The 16,482-nt window shown below is 72.9% G+C and carries 14 protein-coding genes; 3 read left to right on the forward strand and 11 right to left on the reverse strand.

Features of this window, described 5'->3' with window-relative positions:
• Positions 1 to 131 precede the first annotated feature (131 nt).
• Complete coding sequence (locus AB0L21_RS14125; protein WP_365784144.1) at positions 132 to 470, forward strand: hypothetical protein; 339 nt, start codon at positions 132 to 134, stop codon at positions 468 to 470.
• Positions 471 to 478: 8 nt separating this feature from the next.
• Here AB0L21_RS14125 and AB0L21_RS14130 read toward each other — a convergent pair whose 3' ends face one another.
• The 3 genes from AB0L21_RS14130 to AB0L21_RS14140 all read right to left on the reverse strand — a co-directional run bounded on the left by AB0L21_RS14130 (position 479) and on the right by AB0L21_RS14140 (position 2,605).
• A complete protein-coding gene (locus AB0L21_RS14130) occupies positions 479 to 757 on the reverse strand; it encodes an RICIN domain-containing protein (protein WP_365710060.1) in 279 nt (92 codons plus the stop codon).
• A 37-nt stretch (positions 758 to 794) separates the two neighbouring features.
• Positions 795 to 1,817 (reverse strand): alcohol dehydrogenase, encoded by a 1,023-nt coding sequence (locus AB0L21_RS14135; RefSeq protein WP_365784146.1) that lies wholly within the window; start codon positions 1,815 to 1,817, stop codon positions 795 to 797.
• Positions 1,818 to 1,942: 125 nt separating this feature from the next.
• Positions 1,943 to 2,605, reverse strand: a complete 663-nt coding sequence (locus tag AB0L21_RS14140) for a TetR/AcrR family transcriptional regulator (RefSeq protein WP_365710064.1) — start codon at positions 2,603 to 2,605, stop codon at positions 1,943 to 1,945.
• 140 nt (positions 2,606 to 2,745) lie between these two features.
• Between AB0L21_RS14140 and AB0L21_RS14145 the strand changes: the two genes are divergently transcribed.
• Positions 2,746 to 3,999, forward strand: a complete 1,254-nt coding sequence (locus tag AB0L21_RS14145) for a YncE family protein (RefSeq protein ID WP_365784148.1) — start codon at positions 2,746 to 2,748, stop codon at positions 3,997 to 3,999.
• A 62-nt stretch (positions 4,000 to 4,061) separates the two neighbouring features.
• Here the strand turns inward: AB0L21_RS14145 and AB0L21_RS14150 are convergent, their stop codons facing one another.
• Together AB0L21_RS14150 and AB0L21_RS14155 are read right to left on the reverse strand one after the other, a co-directional pair.
• Entirely contained in the window at positions 4,062 to 5,918 is a 1,857-nt protein-coding gene (locus AB0L21_RS14150; RefSeq protein WP_365784150.1) for an endoglycosylceramidase, read from the reverse strand.
• Positions 5,919 to 6,029: 111 nt separating this feature from the next.
• Positions 6,030 to 8,069: a translation factor GTPase family protein gene (locus AB0L21_RS14155; RefSeq protein ID WP_365784152.1), complete on the reverse strand. Its 2,040-nt coding sequence runs from the start codon at positions 8,067 to 8,069 to the stop codon at positions 6,030 to 6,032.
• 182 nt (positions 8,070 to 8,251) lie between these two features.
• Between AB0L21_RS14155 and AB0L21_RS14160 the strand changes: the two genes are divergently transcribed.
• Entirely contained in the window at positions 8,252 to 9,358 is a 1,107-nt protein-coding gene (locus tag AB0L21_RS14160) for an XdhC/CoxI family protein (RefSeq protein ID WP_365784154.1), read from the forward strand.
• A gap of 185 nt (positions 9,359 to 9,543) precedes the next feature.
• On the opposite strand, the gene AB0L21_RS14165 is transcribed toward AB0L21_RS14160, so the two are convergent.
• From AB0L21_RS14165 to AB0L21_RS14190, 6 genes are all read right to left on the reverse strand, one after another.
• Positions 9,544 to 9,696: a hypothetical protein gene (locus AB0L21_RS14165; RefSeq protein WP_365784156.1), complete on the reverse strand. Its 153-nt coding sequence runs from the start codon at positions 9,694 to 9,696 to the stop codon at positions 9,544 to 9,546.
• 24 nt (positions 9,697 to 9,720) lie between these two features.
• Positions 9,721 to 10,317: a GNAT family N-acetyltransferase gene (locus AB0L21_RS14170; RefSeq protein ID WP_365784158.1), complete on the reverse strand. Its 597-nt coding sequence runs from the start codon at positions 10,315 to 10,317 to the stop codon at positions 9,721 to 9,723.
• Positions 10,318 to 10,668: 351 nt separating this feature from the next.
• The gene (locus tag AB0L21_RS14175; protein ID WP_365784160.1) at positions 10,669 to 11,169 is read right to left on the reverse strand and encodes a metallophosphoesterase; all 501 of its coding nucleotides are present in this window, start codon (positions 11,167 to 11,169) and stop codon (positions 10,669 to 10,671) included.
• Positions 11,170 to 11,178: 9 nt separating this feature from the next.
• Positions 11,179 to 12,189: an SDR family oxidoreductase gene (locus AB0L21_RS14180; protein WP_365710080.1), complete on the reverse strand. Its 1,011-nt coding sequence runs from the start codon at positions 12,187 to 12,189 to the stop codon at positions 11,179 to 11,181.
• A 30-nt stretch (positions 12,190 to 12,219) separates the two neighbouring features.
• Entirely contained in the window at positions 12,220 to 13,329 is a 1,110-nt protein-coding gene (locus tag AB0L21_RS14185) for an enolase C-terminal domain-like protein (protein ID WP_365784162.1), read from the reverse strand.
• Between the two features lie 2 nt (positions 13,330 to 13,331).
• Positions 13,332 to 16,367, reverse strand: coding sequence for an FAD-linked oxidase C-terminal domain-containing protein (locus AB0L21_RS14190; protein WP_365784164.1), 3,036 nt, complete (start codon positions 16,365 to 16,367; stop codon positions 13,332 to 13,334).
• Positions 16,368 to 16,482 lie beyond the last annotated feature (115 nt).

Genomic DNA, 16,482 nt, shown 5'->3' on the forward strand with positions numbered 1-16,482 from the left:
CTGGAGTGGGCGACCTCCTGCCCGCCGCCCCGGCACAACTTCCTCACCCTGCCGCGGATCCGCAGCGAGTCCCCGGCGTTCGACCTGCACCACCCCGGTGTCCCGTCCCCGGAGCGGGAGTCGGCCGCGCGGTGACGGCCCACGACGAACAGGACCTCGTCCGGCAGATCGAGGGCCATCTGCTGCTGGTCGCCGCGCGGGAGGAGGGCCGTACCGCCGCGGTGCGCCTCAGCTCCCGGCTGGCCTGGCTCACCGACGGTCAACGGGAGGACGTGGAGCGGCAGTTCGAGGCCGAGTACCTTGCGCTGGCCCGGCTCTCGTGGCACCGCACGGCCGAGCGGGCGCAGGAGCTGCGGCAGGCGTACGAGTCGCGCTACCGGGCGCTTCGCCGCCGGCTGCTGGCCTGCTGTGTGCTGGGCTGCGCGGTGATCGCGGCGGCGGCCCTGCTGGTGGTGTCCGCCGCCGCGTAGGGCCGCTGTCAGGTGCGGGACCACTCCTGGTCGGCGCCGCCGTCGCAGGTCCACAGCACCAACGGGGTGCCGTTGCCGGTGCCGGCGCCGTACGCGTCCGGGCGCGTCGGGCCGCGCGGGGTGATCCAGCGCGGCTGGGGCGGGCTCGCGGCCGGCGGGGACGAAGCCGGCCGGTCCGACGCGGGCTTCCGGTCCGCCCGGCCGGTCGCCCTGAGCGTCGCCCCGGCCGTCGTACCGCCACGCCGCCTGACCGTGGACGCGCTGTCCACGCCGCAGCTACGAGCCACCCCGAGGACGGCCCCGCGCCCGTGCGCGCCGCACCGGTCAGCCGGTGAGCACCATCCGGAAGCGGGCTCCGCCGGAGAGCATCTTCTGGTATGCCTCGTCCGCGTCGTCCAGCGGCACGTTCTCGGTCATGGGGCGGATGCCGTGCAGGGCGCTGAAGGCCATGGTGTCCTCCACGTCCTGCGAGGTGCCGGACGGGTGGCCGCGCACCACGCGGCCGGCCATGAGCAGCTGGGTCGGGCTGATGCCGAGGGGCGCGGTGTCCGCGCCGATGACCACCAGTTCGCCGCGGTGGGACAGGCCGTCCACGGTGGCCGTGATGGCCTCGGAGTTCCCCGCGGTGGCCAGGACGACCTTGGCGCCGCCGAGGGACTGCAGCGCCTCGGCGACCGGGGTTCCGGAGGTGCTGTCGACGTAGTGGTGGGCGCCCAGTCGCTTGGCGAAGTCGGCCTTCCCGGCGCCCCTGGCGATCGCCACGGTCTCGAAGCCCATGGCCACCGCGTACTGCACGCCGAGGTGACCGAGGCCGCCGATGCCGAGCACCGCGACCAGGTCTCCCGGCCGGGCCGAGCTGCGCCGCAGTCCGTTGTACGTGGTCACGCCCGCGCAGGCCATCGGTCCGGCGTCGCTCGGGGAGAGCGCGTCGGGGATCCGGGCCAGGGCGTCGACGGGTGCGATCACCTTCTCACCGAAGCCGCCGTCGTAGGTCCATCCGGGCACTTTCAGGTTCTGGCACACGATGAAGTCGCCCTCGCGGCAGGGCCTGCAGTGGCCGCAGCTGCCGCCGAACCAGCCGACGGCCACCCGGTCGCCCTCCTGCCAGCCCCGCTCGCGCACGCCCTCGCCCAGTTCCTCCAGGCGTCCGGCGATCTCGTGCCCCGGCACCTCCGGGAACGACACGCCCGGTACTCCGCCGCTCACGAAGAGAGCGTCGCTGTGGCAGACCCCGCAGGCTTCCACGGCGATCCTCACGTGGCCGGGCCCCGGCTGCCGGACCTCGCGTTCGACCAGCTCGAAGGTGCCGTTCGGCGCGGTGACCTGCGCGGCTCGATAGGTACTCATGGCTCTCTCCGGGAACGGGTACGACAGCCCCCACAGACCCAGCAGAGCAGCTTCGGCGAGATCCCGCGCGCCGAACGGACCCTGCCGCCGCTGACCTGCGGGGCCCGGCTCCGCGAACCGGTGTGTCAGGGGCTCCCGGGGCGCCAGCCCTCCGGCCGGAGCATGCCCAGCAGCAGCCGGACCAGTTCGTCCACCACCTCGTCCAGCGTGGCGTCCACCCAGCCGGCGCTCCAGTCGTGCAGCAGGCCGTTGACGCTGCCGATGAAGGCCGTGGCCGCGAGGCGGTAGTCGCGCGGCGCCGCCTCCCCGCGGGCGACGGCGGCGTCCGCCTCGGCGCGGATGAGGTCGATCCAGCGGGCGCGGCGGGCGAGGCGCTGCTCCTCCAGTCGGGGGCTGACTCCGACGATCTCCACGAAGGCGATGCGGATGCGGCGCGGGTCGCGGGTGACGCCGTGGGCGTAGGCCCGGAAGAGCACGGTGGCGCGCTCGGCCAGCGGCAGCCCGTCGGCGTCGGCGAGGGCGTCCAGGACGGCCTGTTCGGCCCAGCCGTTGACCTGGAGGTGAAGGGCGGCGAGGACGTCCTCCAGGGTGCGGAACTCCTCGTAGAACTGGCGCGTGGACAGGCCCGCCGCCTGGCTCAGCGCGGCCACCGTGGTGCCCCGGTAGCCGGGGGTGTCGCCGAACAGCCCCAGCGCCGCCTCCAGGAAGCGGCGGCGGCGCTCGGCCTGCCGTTCCTCGGCGGACCGTCCGCCGTAGCGTCCCGTCGGCGCTCTGAGCCTGCCCTCCACGCGTCCCCCTCCGTCATCCGCCCGCTCCCCCAATCTTGTCGTGCACACATCTTGTCGAGAAGGCCAACCCTTCCTTACTTTTCAGTAAGTTCACTGTGAAAGCACCCGTGTTCAGATTCCCCCGAGGAAAGAGAGCCGTCATGGCTGCCTCCAGAACCAGGCACCTGTGCTCCGTGGCCGCCGCCCTCGTCCTGACCGTCCCCGCCCCCGCGACCGCCGCCTCCGCAAGCTCCGCCGCCCCCGCCGGGCTGCGCGAGGTGCTGTTCGTCGGCAACAACTGGGACGGCACCGCCGATGTCATCCGCTCCTCCGGCGACTTCGCGAAGATCGGCCGGATCAACGTCATCCCGGACAAGGACGCCCGGATGGCCGAGATCAACGCGGACCCGATCAAGTGGATCTACTTCCAGGCGATCCGCAACAGCGTCGGCGAGGGCCACGACCAGTTCGCCGACGACATGTACTCCACGCCCGACGGCAGGTCGGTGGTGGTGTCCCGGCCGAGTTTCGCGGACGTCGTCTCCCTGGACCTCGCCACCGGGAAGGTCAACTGGCGTTTCCCGGTGTCCGGTTACCGCGCCGACCACATGGCGGTCTCCCCGGACGGCACCCGGGTCGCGGTCTCCGCCTCGACCGCGAACACCGTGCACGTCCTGGACATCGACACCGGCAAGCAGCTCGGGTCGTTCGCGACCGGTGACAAGCCGCACGAGAACATCTTCACCAAAGACGGCAAGTACATCTGGAACATGTCCATCGGCGACGTCAACACCGACCTGGACAGCCCTGGCTGGGACTGGAGCAAGGGCGACCGGCACATCACCGTCGTGGACGCGACGACGTACAAGCAGGTCAAGGTCATCGACATGCGGCAGCGGCTGGACGCGTTCGGGCTGAAGGACTTCTCCGACGCGGTCCGCCCGGCCGTGTTCTCCGCCGACGAGTCCAAGCTGTACTTCCAGGTGTCGTTCTTCAACGGGTTCCTGGAGTACGACGTCGCCACCGACAAGATCACCCGGATGAAGACGCTGCCGAAGAACCCGGCGACCAGCGAGGACCGCACCACCTGGGTCAACGACTCGCGTCACCACGGCATCTCGATGAACCCCGGGGGCACCAAGCTGTGCGTCGCGGGCACCATGGACGACTACGCGACCGTGGTCGACCGCGCCTCGCTCCAGGAGGGCCCGCTGGTCACGACGTCCAAGCCGTACTGGGCGACGGTCAGCGGGGACGGCAAGGACTGCATCGTCTCCGAGAGCGGCGCCGACCAGGTGACGGCGATCGACTTCGCCACCGGCAGGAAGGTGACGTCGGTGCCGGTCGGCGACCACCCGCAGCGCGTCCGGCTGGGGCACGTCCAGGCCGACTGGACCGGTCCCAGCGGCGGTTGACGCCACACCGAGCCGTGGCCTCCGGGGTGTCCCCACTCACTCCGGAGGCCACACCTCTGCCGTCAGAAGCGCGCCGCCGCCCACGCGGCCAGTTCGGCCTTCGCCGCGCTCAGCAGGTCCGCGGAAGGTGCCGTCGCGCCGTTGGTGACCAGCGCGTAGTGCGGCACACCGGAGTCCGTGTCGGTCAGCAGCAGCCGGCGGCTGCCCGTGCCGCCCGGCTCCGGGGCCACGGCGACCGGGGTGGCGGCGGTGTAGGCGGGCGGGGCGTGCACCGTGCCGAGGTCGGAGACGACCGTGGTGGCGGCGGTCGGGAAGGACGCCGGCAGGTGCAGTTCGGTGGGGGCGGTGCCGCCGCCGGAGCGCCACACGAGCAGCCCGTACTGGCCGGAGCCGACCAGTTTCGCCACGTTCGGCAGGGAGTTCGGCACCGGGTTCCAGGTGAGGGTGGTGGAACCGTCGCGGGAGCGGTCCTCGTAGGTGAAGGCGACAGCGGTGCCGGCCGTGGCGCTCGGGTAGACGCGGTCCAGCAGGCGGGCGTCCTGGCGCAGGGCCGCGTTCCCGGAGTCGTCGAGCCGTACGGCCGAGAGGTCCTCGTCGTTCCAGGCGTCCCCGGAGGTGGACACCTTGTCGGGGTTGCCGTTCATCAGCTCGTGGTGCCTGCCGTTGTAGAGGTCCCACTGCCACTGGGTGCCGGACAGCACCGGGCCGGAGGAGGCCGGAGCGGTCCACCAACTCGCCCCTTTCAGACGTGAGTCCAGGGCCTGGTACATGGCTTTCAGGACGGTCGGCGCCTTGTCGGACACCGTGCCGGACAGGGGGTGGCCGAACTCGCTGACCACGGCCGCGGTGCCGGCGGCCGAGGCGCGGTCGCGGACGGCGGCGAAGTCGGCGGCGTACTGGCCGTCGGCCGCCTTTCCCCACATCAGGATGCCGGAGATGGCCTTCTGGTCGTAGAAGTGGGTGTTGAGGACATAGCCCGGGCCGAGCGTCCCCGCGTCCAGCAGGCCGCCCTCCTGCTTCTGGGTCGCGATGTTGGCGTTCCAGAACAGTTGGGGCTCGACGAAGGCGGGTTTGTCCTGCCAGCCGGCGGCGTCCATACGGGCGCGGAACCTGACGTAGAACGGCCAGAGCAGATCGCGTTCCCAGGCGCGGGAGGTCTGTCCGGAGTCGTAGCTGCCCGCGTACGGCTCGTTGTACGGGTCGAAGCCGGTGATGCCCGCGAACTCCGCGCCGTCCAGGTGCTGTTTCAGGTAGGCCATGGTGGTCTGGGCGGTGGCGAGGAAGGCGTCCTGGAGTCCGTGTGTGTGGTGCCAGAAGTCGTACTGGGCCTTCTGCACGGCCGCGTTCTGGGTGATGTTCTGCCCCCAGAACAGACAGATGCCGCAGGACTCCTTCGGGTAACTCCCGGCGTCCACCGCCCACTTGGGCGCGCCGTCGCCGGTGTACCAGCTGCCCGCGTCGAACAGGTACCGGGAGTACAGGTCTTGGTGGAAGTCGGGGTAGACGCGGATGCCCGCGTCCAGGAACGCGCGCATCTGCTCGGTGACGGCGGCCAGATAGGCGGTGTCCACCTGGCCGCGCGCGGGTTCGGCGTGCGCCCAGGAGAGCAGGAAGCGGACCGCGTTGCCGCCGCCGAGGGCGCGCAGCGCGGTCGCGGACCTGCGGGCGTCGGCGACCGAGGCGAAGGGCAGTCCGCCGTTCTCCTCCAGTTTGGTCTCGCCGGAGACGTTGTAGCCGCGCAGCACGATCTCGCGGCCCTGACCGTCGGTGAACCGGCCGTCCCGCACGGTCAGCGGGGCGCCGTCGAACCAGAGGGAGTCGGAGGGGGTGGCGGCGGTGGCGGGCGGGGCTCCCGCCACCGTCAGGGATCCGCAGAGGACGACGAGGACAGCCAGCAGACGCACCCGGATGTTCGGCATGTCCACCACACTCCGACGCGGTCCGGACAGCGTCAATAGTTTCTGACTGCCAAGTAAGTTGACTGTGGGTCAGTTCGGAGCGCCGGGTCGGCTCACGGGTGCCGCGCCGGCTCACTCCCCGACCCGGCGCGTGACGTTCAGCAGGTACTCCTTCCGGTTCAGCGGATTGTGGTCGGTGCGCGGACGTTCGGGGACCATGCCGCGGGTGACCGGCGCGTAGTGGTCGAAGGCCGTCTCCAGCTCGCCCTCGCCCCGGGTCGGCCCCGGCAGCCGCTGCTCCAGCGCGTGCACCCGGGCGGCCGGCACGGTTCCCTCCAGGACACAGGCGGCCCCGTGCGTGCCGGTGGTCTCGGGTACGGCGCCGAGCCGGGCCAGCACCGGCAGCAGCGCGCCCAGGGTGTCGGCCGGCGCCTCCAGGCGGAAGCGGTGCATCGGCTCGTGCACCAGGGTGCCGGCCCGGCGCAGCGCCTCGGTCAGGACCAGCGGGGTCAGGCCCCGGAAGTCGTAGCCCGTGCTCGACATGCTCTTGTCGAAGCCCTGGTGTGCGTGGCTCTGCCGGGGCGAGTAGCCGCAGTGGGTCATGGTGACCGTGCAGTCGGTGACCTGCCAGCCGTGCAGCCCCTGGCCGAGCGTCTCCCGGACGGTGTCCTCGACCGCCTTGAAGAAGGCGTACGGCATCGAGCCCAGCTCCACCCCCAGCCGGAACGCCACGCCCGATCCGGGCGGGGCGGGGTCGACGCGCAGGCCGACCGTGGCGAGGAAGGGGTTGGCGTCCTTCTTGTTGAACTCGACGGCGTGCCCGGTGCCGGCCGGCCGCTCGATGCACAGGGTCGTCGTCTCGCGGAAGGTGACGTCCAGGCCGTACTCGTCGGCGAGGGTGGCCTGGACGACCTCCTTCTGCACCTCGCCGTAGAGGGACACGGAGGTCTCCCCCCGCTGCTCGTCGTGGCGGACGCCGATGAGTGGGTCCTGTTCGGCCAGCTGGGTGAGCGCGAGGTGCAGGGAGCGCCGGTCCGTGCCGGGGCCGGGGACGACGACCGCCTCCAGGGTGGGCGGCGCGAAGTGGTGCTCGTACGGCCGTCCCGGCGTACCGAGTGCGTCGCCGATCCGGATGCCGCCGAGGCCCCACACCTTGACGATCCGGCCCGCGCCCGCGCTGTCCGCGCGGGTGTCCGTGCCGTGGTCGAAGACGGCGAGGGCGGTGACACGGGCTTCGGTGCCACGGCCTTCGCGGCCCGTGGCGGTGTCCTTCCGGCCGTTCCCGCCGGTGCCCGTGTCCTTTCCGTTCCCGCCGTCGCCGAACGGGATGCGGTCGCGGACGCGCAGGGTGCCGGAGAAGAGGCGGGCGTAGGCCACCTTCTCCCCCGCCGGGCCCCGCTCGACCTTGAAGACGGTGCCGGAGAGGGGGCCGTCCGGGTCGCCGGCGGCGGTGGGCAGCAGGCGCTGGATGCCGTCGATCAGCTCGGGCACGCCGGCGCCGGTGATCGCGGAGCCGAAGTACACCGGGTGGACGGAGGCGCTCCGGGTCTGTGCCGCGAGGACGCGGCGCAACCGGGCCCCGGGGACTGCGCCGTCGAGATAGGCGGCGAGCAGGCCGTCGTCCTGGTCCGCCAGTGCTTCCAGCGCGGCCGGGCCGAGGCCGGGCCGGAAGCGGGCGGCGCGTGTGCCGAGTCCGGCGGCGGTCCCCATGGGGACGAGCGGTACGGCGAGCCGTTGGGCCATCTGGCGGAGCACGGCTGTGTCCCGGGCGCCGCGCCGGTCGATCTTGTTGACGAAGACCAGGGTGGGGAGGCGCAGCCGGCGCAGGGTGCGCATCAGCACGCGGGTCTGCGCCTGGACGCCTTCGACGGCGGAGACGACCAGGACGGCTCCGTCCAGCACGCCGAGCACCCGCTCCACCTCGGCGATGAAGTCCGGGTGACCAGGGGTGTCGATGAGGTTGACGGTGATGCCGTCGAGCGGGAAGGAGACGACGGCGGACTTGATGGTGATGCCGCGCTGCCGCTCCAGCGGGAGGGTGTCGGTGGTGGTGCTGCCGGCGTCGACGCTGCCGATCTCGTCGATCACTCCGGCGGTGTGCAGGAGCCGTTCGGTCAGGCTCGTCTTACCCGCGTCGACGTGGGCGAGGATTCCCAGATTGAGCAATGGCACGAAGCGTCATGTCCTTGAGAGAGCGGGCGATTCCTTCCGGGCCGGACATGAACGGTGCGCGCATGATCGCTCCTGGTTCTCTCGGGAACTCGACCGGTGCAGTGCAGCAGAACGGCCGCCGCGCCGCCAACGGATTAACGTTCAACCAGATGCCGTGCCAGGGCTGAGCCGAGGAGCGGACCATGCGTGAGATTCTCGCCGTGCTGGACCGGTGGTACGCCGCCCGGGTCCCGTTCGGGCTGGCCACGGTCGTCGCGGTCAGCCGCAGCGCGCCGCGCGGGCCCGGTGCCGCGATGGCGGTCGGCCCGGACGGCGAGGTGGTCGGCAGTGTGTCCGGCGGCTGTGTGGAGGGCGCGGTGTTCGAGCTGGCCCAGGAGGCCGTCGAGAGCGGCGCGGCACGGCTGGAGACGTTCGGCTACAGCGACGAGGACGCCTTCGCGGTCGGGCTCACCTGCGGCGGTGAGATCACCGTGCTGGTACGGCCGGTGACTCCGGCCCGCGATCCGGCGTTCGGCGCGGTCGCCGCGTCCGTCGCGGGCGGTGAGCCGGTCACCGTGGCCACCGTGGTCGACGGGCCCGCGCCGCGCGGGGCCACCCTCGCGGTGTGGCCGCGGACGGCCGCCGGCAGCCTGGGAACCCAGGGGCTCGACGCGGCCGTCGCCGCCGACGCGCGCGGCGAACTCGCCCTCGGCATGACCGGCCTGCGGCACTACGGCCCGCACGGAGAGCGCCGCGAGGACACCGTCACGGTGTTCCTGCAGTCCTTCGCGCCCCCGCCGCGCATGCTGGTGTTCGGTGCCATCGACTACGCCGCCGCCGTCGCCCGGATCGGGGACTTCCTCGGCTACCGGGTCACCGTGTGCGACGCCCGGCCGGTGTTCGCCACGCCCCGCCGGTTCCCGGAAGGGGCGGAGGTCGTCGTGGACTGGCCGCACCGGTATCTGCGCGGCACGCACACCGACGAGCGGACGGTGATCTGCGTCCTGACGCACGACCCGAAGTTCGACGTGCCGGTACTGCTGGAGGCGCTGCGGCGTCCGGCGGCGTACATCGGGGCGATGGGCAGCCGGCGCACCCACGACGACCGGCTCCGCCGCCTGATCGAGTCCGGCCTCACCGAACAGGAGCTGTCCCGCCTGCGCTCCCCGCTCGGCCTGGACCTCGGCGCCCGCACCCCGGAGGAGGTGGCGGTGTCGGTGGCAGCGGAGATCGTGGCCCTGAGATGGGGCGGCACCGGGGCACCGCTGAGCGGGACGAGGGGGGCGATCCATCCTCGGGGGGTGGGGTGAGGCTCTGGCGGGGGTGTGCGGCGGGAGGTGCCGACGGGGGTGAGCCCGGGTGTCCGTCGGTGGTCCGGCGGGAAGACCGAGCCGGGGGTGCCCGGCAGGACGGAGACCCTGTGCCGAACACGGCGAGCCCGGCCAGCACGACCCGCTTGTGGCCGTACCGGCCCCCTCCGTGCCGCTCGTCAGCATCACTGGAGTCCGCCGACGTCCGTGCCCAGGCCGGAGCCGATGGTGGACAGGGCGACGTTGACGATCGTGACGTCGAGCAGCACCAGGAAGTACCCGGCGCACATGACGACGAGGACGGTGTGCGGGGAACCGGCGCGCGAGGCGGGACGCACCGCGCACCCGCTGATCGGGGCGTGCTAGTCGGGGTCTGTGGCCACGCGCGCGTGCAGGTGCTGGTCGTGCCAGCCGTCGGCGTGCAGCGGGGCGCTGCGCTGGGTGCCCTCGTAGCTGAATCCGGCCTTCTCCGCGACCCGGCAGGACGCCGGGTTGGCGACGGAGTGGCACAGGATCAGGCGGTGCAGACCGAGGTCGTCCAGGGCCCACCGGCTCAGCCGGCGCGCCGCCTGGACGGCGAGGCCCGTTCCGCGCGCCGGGGGCAGCACCCAGTAGAGGATTTCGGCGGTGCCGGCGGCGAGGTCGACGTCGTTGAGTCCGGCGAGGCCGACGGCCGCGCCGCCGTGGGGGGCGATGGCCCAGATGGCACCGGTCTCGGCCCGCCGCCGCGCGTGTATGCGCTCGATCCGGGCCCTGGCCTCCGCGCGGTCGGCGAGGGAGAAGAGGTTCCACCTGCTGATGTCCGGGTCCTGTCCGGCGGCGAGGAGGGCGTCCGCGTCGGCGTCGGTCAGCTGCCAGGGCCGCAGTTCCAGGCCGCCGTCCAGCGGCAGTACGGGCTGGTCGGACTCGGCTAGGCGGCCCGGGGGTACGACAGCGGGTATGCCGGAGCTGGAGATCATCGACGCATCGTGCCATAGCTGGTGATCACCGACCTACCTGCCACAGCGGGGGACCACGGGCGCATCCGCCGCAGCGGGACCAGCGCCCATCCGCGGCAGCCGGGGCCACGGGCGCATGTGCCACAGCCGGGGCCATGGGCCCACCCACCGCAGCGGAGCCACCCGCGCGCCCGCAGTAGCCGGGACGACCCCGGCGCATCCACACAGCCCGGGACCACCGGCGCACCGGCCGCGCCGGGGACCACCGACGCGCCCGCCGTAACCGGCAACCACCGGCGCATCCGTCACAGCCGGGGACCACCGGCGCACCTGCCGAAGCCGGAGACCCACCGGTAGATCCATCCCCGGCGGCTACCGTCGCGGCAGCCGGTGCAGGGTCACCTCCGTGAGGGCTCCGTCGGCGACCGTCGCCGTGAGGTACGTGCAGTGGGGCTGGCGGCGGCGGTCCGTCGGGGAGCCGGGGTTGAGGAGGCGCAGGCCGCCGGGGGCGGTGGTGTCCCAGGGGATGTGGCTGTGGCCGAAGACCAGGACGTCCAGGTCGGGGAAGCGGGCGGCGCAGCGGGCCTCGCGGCCCTGGGCGGGGCCGGTCTCGTGGACGACCCCGAAGCGCAGCCCGCCCAGTTCGGCGTGGGCCACCTCGGGGAGCCGGGCGCGCAGCTCGGGGCCGTCGTTGTTGCCGTACACGGCGATCAGCCGGCGGCTGCGGCTCTCCAGCAGGTCGAGGGTGGCGGTGTCGACCCAGTCCCCGGCGTGGAACACGACGTCCGCGCGCGGGAGTTCGGCGAGCAGCTGCTCCGGGAGCGCCTTGGCGCGCTTGGGCAGGTGCGTGTCGGACATGAGCAGGAGGCGCACCTCGTCAGCCTATGCGGAGGAGGAGGTCAGGCGGCGGATGCCGCGTACGGTGCCCAGCAGCGCGGCGCCCGCGCCGAGGGCGGTGGCGGCGGGGTGCCGGACCAGGGTCTCCTGCCAGGAGCGGGCGTGGGCGGTGTCGTCGAAGGAGCCGTGGGCGCCCTGGTCGTCGGCGGGCCGGCGGTCCACCGGTTCGAAGAGGTTGTCCAGGCCGGCGGGCGGGATGCGGTCGGTCTGCTGGGAGTCGAAGCCGGTGCGGGCCAGGTAGCGGTCGAGCAGCGCCGGGGCGAGCCGGTTGGCCCAGATGGTGGCGACGGTGGACGCGCCGACGTAGTACTGCTTGCGGCCCGGATGGTCGGCGGCGTACAGCACGCCCCGCGCGGCCACCTCGGGCTGGTAGATCGGCGGGACCGGCATGGGGTGCTTGGCGAGGCGGGAGCGCACCCATTCGAACTGGGGGGTGTTGACGGCGGGCATCTGGGCGACGGTGACGCGGACGTTGCTGCCCCGGTGCAGCAGTTCCGTGCGCAGGGAGGAGGTGAAGCCGTTGATGGCGTGCTTGGCTCCGCAGTACGCCGACTGCAGGGGGATGGACCGTTCCCCGAGCGCGGAGCCGACCTGCACGATCGTGCCCCGGTCGCGGGGGAGCATGCGCTTCAGGGCGGAGCGGGTGCCGTTGACGAAGCCGAGGTAGGTCACCTCGGTGATCCGCCGGTACTCCTCGGGGGTGATCTCCTCGAACGGTGCGAACACGCTGGCGAAGGCGCAGTTGATCCAGATGTCGATGGGGCCGAACTCCTTCTCCGCGGCCTCGGCGACGGCTTCCGTCTGGGCCGGGTCGGCGACGTCGGCGGGCCGCACCAGGGGCCGTCCGCCGAGCGCCGCGACCTCGTCGGCCGCCGCCTCCAGGCCGCCCTCGCCGCGCGCGACCAGGACGACGTCGGCGCCGCGCCGGGCGTACAGGCGGGCGGTGGCGCGGCCGATGCCGGCGCTGGCGCCGGTGATGACGACGGTGGGGGGCATGTTCCTCTCCTCCTGCGTACGCGGTGTCTGTCACTCCACCCGGTAGGGCGCCGCCCGCTCCTGCGCGAGGGTCAGACCGAGGCCGGGTGTCCCGTCGGCACCCGGTGTGACGCTGCCGCCGCCCGGGTCGAGGACGCCGTCGAACAGCAGCCGTTCGATGCGGACGTGGTCGTGGAACCACTCCAGATGGCGCAGGTTGGGCACGGCGGCGGCCACGTGGGCGTGGGCGTGGGGCGCGCAGTGCCCGGAGACGTCGAGGCCGCGCGCGTGGGCGAGCGCGGCGGCGCGCAGCCAGACGGTGATGCCGCCGCACCGGGTGACGTCGGCCTGGAGGCAGTCGACGGCTCCGGCGTCCAGCATGTGCTGGAAGTACGGGAGGGCGTAGCCGTATTCGCCGGCTGTGACGTCGATCGGGATCCGGCCGCGGATGTCGGCGAGGGCGGTGAGGTGGTCGGAGGAGACGGGTTCCTCGAACCAGGTGACGCCGTGGTCGGCGAGCGGGTCCGCGAGGCGTAGGGCCTGGCCGCCGCGGTAGCCGCCGTTGGCGTCGACGTACAGCTCGGCCGTGTCGCCGATGACGGCCCGCGCGCGGGCGACGCGTTCCAGGTCCCGGTCCTCCCGGGCGCCCCATGACTCGCCGATTTTGATCTTGACGCGGGGAATGCCCTGTTCCGCGGTCCAGCCGCGCAGCTGGCGCTCCTGCCGGCCGGTGTCGTAGGTGGTGAAGCCGCCGCTGCCGTACACGGGCACGTCGTCGCGGGCCGCGCCCAGCAGGTGGACGAGGGGCAGGCCGAGCAGGCGTGCCTTGAGGTCCCACAGGGCGATGTCGACGGCGGCGATCGCCTGGGCGGCGACGCCGGGCAGTCCGGCGTTGCGTACGGCCCGGCACATGCGCTCGTTGGCGCGCGGTACGTCGTACGCGGACAGGCCGGTGACGGTGCCGGCGAGCAGTTCGCGGACGATGTGGGCGGTGGCGGCGGGCGCGTAGGTGTAGCCGAGCCCGGTGGTGGCGCCGGCGCGGGCGGTGACCAGCACGAGGGTGGTCTTGTCCCAGGCGAGGGTGCCGTCGGCCTCGGGTGTGTCGGTGGGCACGGTGTAGACGGCGGTGTCCACGGCCTCGACGGCCGGCTGGTCGCTCATGGTCACCTCCTGAGCTGCCGCAGTCCGGCCGCGGCGCCCAGGGCGAGGGCGGCCACGGTGGCGGTCGTCGCCCAGCGGGCCGTGCGGGACGGTCCGGCGGGGCGGTCGGCCAGCCGCTCGGGGTGGTCGCTGGGCAGGTTGCCGTCGAGGGCGAGCGCGAGGACCTCGGCGAGGTGCAGGGCGCGGCGGCCGGTGTGACCCTGCTCGATCTGGGTGCGGCAGCTGAAGCCGTCGGCGAGGACGAGGCTGTCCGGGGCGGCCCCGCGCACGGCGGGCAGGACGCCCTGTTCCGCGACGGCCATGGACACCTCGTGGTGGCCGCGTTCGAAGCCGAAGTTGCCGGCCAGGCCGCAGCAGCCCTCGTCGAGCACGTCGGCGTCGAGGTGGGCGCGGCGCATCAGTTCGCGGTCGGCGTCGAACTTCATGATGGCGTGCTGGTGGCAGTGGGTCTGCACGGTCGCCTGCCGGGCGAGCCGCGGGGGCCGCCAGCCGTCGGGGGCGTGGTGGACGAGCTGTTCGGCGAAGGTGCGGGTCTGGGCGGCGAGCCGTTCCACGTCCTGGTCGCCGGGCATCAGTTCGGGGGCGTCGGAGCGGAAGACGGCCGTACAGGAGGGCTCCAGGCCGATGACCGGGGTGCCGGCCTCCAGATAGGGGCGCAGCACGTCGAGGGTGCGGCGCAGCACCCGCTTCGCGGTGGGCAGCTGGCCGGTGGAGATCCAGGTGAGGCCGCAGCACACCGGCCGGGTGGGGACCGCGACCCGGAAGCCGGCGTCCTCCAGGACCCGTACGGCCGAGATCGCGATCGAGGGGTGGAAGTAGGTGCTGAAGGTGTCGGGCCACAGCACGACGGTGCGCGGGTCGGCCGGGTCGGGCTCCTCCCCGTCGCGGGCCCGCCACCACTGGAGGAAGGACTGCCCGGCGAACACCGGTGCCGGGCGGGCCTCGTCGATCCCGGCGAGCCGTTTGCCCAGGGACGCGAGGCCGGGCGCGTGCAGCGCGGAGTTGACCAGGGACGGAGCGGTGCGGGACAGCCTGGCCCAGAGCGGCAGCCAGCCCATGGAGTAGTGGGCCATGGGACGCGGTCGTCCCTCGTAGTGGTGGGACATGAACTCGGCCTTGAGGGTGGCCATGTCGACGCCGGTGGGGCAGTCGGACTTGCAGCCCTTGCAGGCCAGGCAGAGGTCGAGGGCGTCGCGTACGGCGGTGGAGCGCCAGCCGTCCTTGACGGCGGAGTCGGCGTGCCCGTTCAGCATCTCGAAGAGCAGCCGGGCCCGGCCGCGGGTGGAGTGTTCTTCCTCCATCGTGGCCCGGTAGGAGGGGCACATGACGCCGCCAAAGTGGCCGCGGCAGTTGCCGATGCCGACGCAGCGCATCACCGCGCGGTTGAAGGAGTGGTCGTCCTCGGGATAGCCGAAGTGGGTCGCCGGGGTGGCGGGCCGCCAGGTGGGGCCGAGCCGCAGCTGTCCGTCGACGGGGTTGGGATGGACGACCTTGCCGGGGTTCATCCGGTTGCCGGGGTCGAAGAGGGCCTTCAGTTCGCCGAACGCGGTGACGAGCCGTGCCCCGAACATGCGGGTGAGCAGTTCGCCCCGGGACTGGCCGTCCCCGTGCTCGCCGGAGAGGGAGCCGCCGTAGGAGGCGACGAGGTCGGCGGCCCGCTCCACGAACCGGCGGAAGCCGGCCACTCCCTGGGCGTTCCGCAGCCCGAAGGGGATGCGGGTGTGCACGCAGCCCTGGCCGAAGTGCCCGTACAGGGACGGGTGGTCGTAGTCGAACTCGGCGAACAGGTCCTTCAGGTCGCGCAGGTAGTCGCCGAGCCGCTCGGGCGGTACGGCGGAGTCCTCCCAGCCCTCCCAGGTCTCCCGGTCGTCCGGCGGGCGGGCGGTCACGCCGAGTCCGGCCTCGCGGGCCTTGAGCATCTTCTGCTCGCGTTCGGGGTCGTCGGAGAAGGCGACGTTCGCCTCCTTCTCGCCACGGCCGATGGCCCGCAGCAGCGCGTGTGCCTGTTCGTCGACGTCCTCCTGGCTGTCGCCGCTGTACTGCACCATCAGCCAGCTGTCGCCCTCGGGCAGGATGTTGAGGGAGTCGAGGTAGGCGCCTTCCTCGCGCATCAGCTGGGCCATGCGCCCGTCCAGGGCCTCCAGCTGGCTGGGCGAGCAGTGCTCCAGCAGACGGGGGACGTCGTCGGCGGCGGCGCAGATGTCCTCGTAGCCGAGGACGAGCAGCGACTGGTACGGCGGCACGGGCACGAGGTCGAGTTCGGCGCGCAGGACGGTCACCAGGGTGCCCTCGCTGCCGACGAGCGCCTTGGCGACGTCGAAGCCGTTCTCGGGCAGCAGGGAGTCCAGGTTGTAGCCGGAGACGCGGCGGGGGATCTGGGGGAAGCCGCGGCGGATGTCGGCCAGGTACTCGGTGGCGATGCGGTCGAGGCCGGCGTAGATCTCCGCGAGCCGGCCGCCGCCGGCGATGATCCGGGCGCGCTCGTCGGGCGGGGTGGGGCCGACCCAGGCGCGCTGTCCGTCGTAGGTGAGGATCTCCAGGCGCCGGACGTTGTCGACCGTCTTGCCGTAGGCCTGGGCGGAGGAGCCGCAGGAGTTGTTGCCGATCATGCCGCCGAGCGCGCAGTGGCTGTGGGTGGACGGCTTGGGGCCGAACTGGAGCTTGTGGCGGGCGAGGTGGCGGTTGAGTTCGTCCAGGACGATGCCGGGCTCCACCACACAGGTGCGCCGTTCCGGGTCGACGGACAGCACACCGGTGCAGTACTTGCTCCAGTCGATCACCACGGCGGTGTTGGTGGACTGTCCGGCCAGGCTGGTGCCGCCGCCCCGGGAGAGGACGGGGGCGTCGAAGCGTGCGCACACCGAGACCGCCCGGGCGCCCGCCTCGACGGTACGGGGGACGACGACGCCCAGCGGGACCTGCCGGTAGTTCGAACCGTCCGTGGCGTAGGCGCCACGGCTGCCCGCGTCGAAGCGGACTTCGCCGTCCACCTCGGCGCTCAGGGCCGCCTCCAGGCCGGACCTGTCCGGAGGGGTCATCTGCGCTCCTCGATTCGCTCCGTGGGTGCACCGACGTCTGCGCGTGCCGCGCCGTCCGAGGCCCGGCGAGTACCCCGGCAAATAGACAGGCAAAACTGAACAGTTCCAACTGGAC

This window comes from Streptomyces sp. NPDC052721, from assembly GCF_040678315.1.
Classification (GTDB): Bacteria; Actinomycetota; Actinomycetes; order Streptomycetales; family Streptomycetaceae; genus Streptomyces.